Source organism: Halanaerobium salsuginis, assembly GCF_900114545.1.
Taxonomy (GTDB): domain Bacteria; phylum Bacillota; class Halanaerobiia; order Halanaerobiales; family Halanaerobiaceae; genus Halanaerobium; species Halanaerobium salsuginis.
Genome location: NZ_FOTI01000078.1, coordinates 1 through 3,879, shown reverse-complemented (window position 1 = coordinate 3,879; position 3,879 = coordinate 1). Strand labels below are relative to the sequence as shown.

General features: G+C 36.8%; 3 protein-coding genes and 2 pseudogenes. All 5 read left to right on the top strand.

The window, feature by feature from the left end:
• A pseudogene (locus BMZ74_RS14115) lies at positions 1-192 on the top strand (3-deoxy-7-phosphoheptulonate synthase); the annotation flags it as partial.
• Complete coding sequence (locus BMZ74_RS14110) at positions 164-1,129, top strand: prephenate dehydrogenase (RefSeq protein WP_245750903.1); 966 nt, start codon at positions 164-166, stop codon at positions 1,127-1,129. The pseudogene BMZ74_RS14115 and the gene BMZ74_RS14110, both read left to right, overlap by 29 nt.
• 29 nt (positions 1,130-1,158) lie before the next feature.
• Complete coding sequence (gene aroA, locus BMZ74_RS14105; RefSeq protein WP_177181467.1) at positions 1,159-2,454, top strand: 3-phosphoshikimate 1-carboxyvinyltransferase; 1,296 nt, start codon at positions 1,159-1,161, stop codon at positions 2,452-2,454.
• Positions 2,451-3,563 carry a histidinol-phosphate transaminase gene (gene hisC, locus BMZ74_RS14100; RefSeq protein ID WP_089862840.1) on the top strand — a complete coding sequence of 371 codons (1,113 nt, stop codon included), beginning with the start codon at positions 2,451-2,453 and terminating at the stop codon, positions 3,561-3,563. The genes aroA and hisC overlap by 4 nt, the downstream gene beginning before the upstream one ends.
• A 1-nt stretch (position 3,564) precedes the next feature.
• A pseudogene (locus BMZ74_RS14095) lies at positions 3,565-3,879 on the top strand (3-deoxy-7-phosphoheptulonate synthase); the annotation flags it as partial.

The following is a 3,879-nucleotide window of genomic DNA, read 5'->3' as shown; positions in this document are numbered from 1 at the left end:
GCAAGAGCAGCCGTAGCAGTAGGTGCAGATGGAATCATGGTAGAAGTCCATCCTCATCCAGAAGCAGCTTTATCTGATGGACCTCAATCTTTAAAGCCAGCTAAATTTGCTCAGATGATGGAAGAATTGCAGGTGATTTCTGCTTCACTGCGTAATCTTGAAGTTGAAGAAAGAAAAATTGCTTATGCTTAATTTTAAAAAAATTGCTGTAGTTGGTCTTGGTTTAATTGGTGCTTCTCTGGCAGCAGCCCTGAAAGAAATAAATCCGACTTTGACTATAATTGGTATTGATAATAAAGAAACAACTCTGAAGACAGCTTTAAATAGGGGTTTTATCGATACAGGTTATCTGGAAATAAGCAAAGAAGTTCTGACAGCAGAATTAATTTTTATTGCTGTACCAGTTGCAAGTATTGGTTCAATTATAGCTGAAATTGAAGCACTTGGTTCAGCTGATCAACTGTTGGTTGATCTTGGCAGTACGAAAGTTGAAGTTATGAAGCAGGCAGCAGAAATTTTAGCTGCTAGTTCGCGAGTTTTTATTGGCGGTCACCCAATGGCTGGCTCAGATAAGTCAGGAATTAAAGCAGTTAATCAAGATTTATTTAAAAATGCAGCTTTTATTTTGACTCCTGGAGCTCATTTAGCTGAGGAGGATAAATCACATTCTGAACAAATATCCCCTATATCTAAAAATGATTTGAGTTTGTCGGCAGAAAAATTAATTATTAATCAGTTAAGTCAAGTTGAAAAAGATTATTTAACAGATCTTAAAGAATTGATTATTGAGCTTGGCGCACGGCCGTATATTCTTAGAGCTGTTACTCATGATCAGTGGACTGCTTATTTGAGTCATTTTCCTCATCTGCTTTCTGCCAGCCTGGTTAATCTTGTTCCTGAAGCTAATATCTTAGAACTGGCTGGTAGTGGCTATCAAGATATGACAAGAATAGCAGGTAGTTCTCCTGAACTATGGCTTGATATAATATTTAGTAATCGGATAAATTTAATTGAACTACTAACAGCCTATCAAAAAGAATTAGCAGACTTAAAAAAGCTTTTAGTTGATTCTGATCAGACGCAAATTTTAGAATTTTTAAAAACAGCAGCAGCAAAAAAACAGCAATAAAAAAAGAGTATTTAAGTATTGAGGAGGAAATTATGGTATTGAAAATAAATAGAGCACGTAAAATAGAAGGTGAAATCGAAGTTCCAGGTGACAAGTCAATCTCACATCGATCTCTTATTTTAGGAGCTCTGGCAGAAGGTGAAAGCCAGATTAAGGGATTGTTAGAAGGTGAAGATTGTTTATGTACTTTAAAGATCATGCAGCAGCTGGGAGTTGAAATAAAAAAAGAGAAAGCTGGAAGATATTTAGTTAAAGGTAGGGGGCTAAATGGCCTGCAAGAAGCAGCTGATGTTCTTGATTGTGGTAATTCTGGTACTTCAATGCGTCTCTTAACCGGTTTGCTAGCTGCCCAGGATTTTTATTCGGTTTTAACAGGGGATAAATCGCTCCGCAAACGGCCGATGGCAAGAATAATTAATCCTCTTAGCAGTATGGGAGCTCAAATTTATTCACGTAAGAAGGGGTTGGCCCCTCTAACTATTCTGGGGACACAGCTAACTAGTATAGAATATGAACTACCTGTAGCCAGTGCTCAGCTTAAATCTTCAATTTTATTGGGAGCACTTTATTCACCCAAAGAAACAGTAATTATTGAGCCGGCTATTTCTCGTGATCATACTGAAAAAATGCTGCAGGGAGCTGGAATTGATCTACAAATTGAAGCTGATCGAGTAATTTTACCAGCATCCTGTCAGCGGCACTTAAATCCTTTTCAGATTCAGATCCCAGGGGATATATCTTCAGCTGCTTTTTTTATTGCAGCAGCTTTATTGGCGGAAAAAGGAGAGCTGCTAATTAAGAATGTTGGCATTAATCAAACTAGAAGTGGATTTTTAGAAGTAGCTGCTGCTATGGGGGGACAAATTGAAATACTCAATCAAACAAAAGCAGCCGGGGAAGCTACAGCTGACTTGCTAATTAAGCCTTCTCAACTGAAAGGTATAGAAATAGCTGGAGACTTAATACCTCGTTTAATAGATGAAATTCCAATCATAGCAGTTTTAGCTGTCTTTGCCGAAGGTAAAACAATAATCAAAGATGCGGCTGAATTGCGGGTAAAAGAAACAGACCGTATTTCTGCTGTAGCAGCTGAATTTAAAAAATTAGGAATTAAAATTACAGAAAATCCAGATGGAATGGAAATTCAGGGAGTTGATCATTTAACTGGTGGGGTTAAAGTAGAAAGTTATCACGATCATCGGATTGCAATGTCACTGGCAATTTTGGCCTTAAGGACTTGTGATGGGCTTACAATTGCTGGTAGTGAAATTATAAAAACTTCTTTTCCAGATTTCAAAAAACTTTTAGAAAAGGTGATGAAATGAATAGATTGATGGCAGATATTAAAGATGGAATTAAAGCAATGCATCGTTATCAAGCAGGTAAAAGTGTAGAGGAAGTAAAGCGAGAATATGGATTAAATAATATTATTAAACTTGCTTCAAATGAGAATCCATTAGGACCAGCTCCGGAAGTAATTGCAAAAATCAAATCAGCTGCAGGAGAGGTCTGCCTCTATCCTGATTCAGATAGTAGAGATCTAAAACTTAAATTAGCAGAAAAATATCAGCTGCCAGTTGAAAAAATATTTATTGGAAATGGTTCTGATGAAATTCTTGATCTTCTAATGACGCTTGTTCTGACAGAAGGGTCAGAAGTTATTCAGGCCGATCCTGCTTTTGCAAAGTATGAACTGGCTGTTCAATCAAGAGGTGGAAAAAGTATTAAAATAGGGGTTGATCAAGAATATCGCCACCCTCTAGCAGCAATGAAAGCAGCTATTACTGAGCAAACAAAGGTAATTTTTATTTGTAATCCTAATAATCCAACTGGTACAACTTTAGCTAGAAAAGCAATAATTGATTTTTTAACTGTTATACCAGATGATATTCTGGTAGTTGTTGATCAGGCTTATCAGGAATACATAACAGCTGCTGATTACTTTGATGGAGTGGAGCTGCTGGCAGATTATCCAAATTTATTTTTAATGAGAACTTTTTCAAAGGCCTATGGACTGGCAGGTATGAGGATAGGTTATGCGCTTGGTAACTCAGAATTAATTGATTACTTAAACAGATTGCGGGGACCGTTTAATGTTAATCGCTTAGCTCAGCAGGCTGCAGTTCAGGCTCTCACAGCAACTGATCATCTTAAAAAATGTTTAGACTTAAATAAAAAAGAAAAAAACTATTTATATAATGAATTTGAGAAATTAGAGCTTGACTATATAAAAACAGAAGCTAATTTTGTAATGGTAGATAGTACTTTGCCAGCAGCAGAAGTATTTATTGAACTACAAAAAAGAGGAATTATTATTAGACCAGGTAGTCAATTTGGTATGGAAAGCTGGCTGAGAGTTAGTATTGGAACTCGAGAACAGAATAAACTTTTTTTAAAAAATTTGGCAGAATTATTAGCAGAGAGGAGCAGTTAACATGATAGCAGTTTTAAAGCAGGGGGCGAATAAATCTGAGCAGCAGCAGGTAGTAGAGTTAATTGAACAAGAGGGCTTTGTTGCTCATCCTGATACAGGAGCTGAAACAACAATTGTTGGTGTTGTAGGTGCAGCTCCAGATAAGAAAATCAATTTAAAAGAGAAATTGCAGGTGATGAGCTGTGTAGAGAAGGTTGTGGTAATTTCTGATCCCTATAAACTAACAAGCTGGAATTTTAAGCAAGAAAAAACAGTAATTGAGTTAGGAGATGGGGTAGAAGTAGGAGGAGAGGAACTAACAATAATGGCAGGGCCC

Bases quoted from the DNA above. Each gene is read 5' to 3' on its own strand.
- hisC (WP_089862840.1), top strand. From the start codon at position 2,451: ATGAATAGATTGATGGCAGATATTAAAGATGGAATTAAAGCAATGCAT.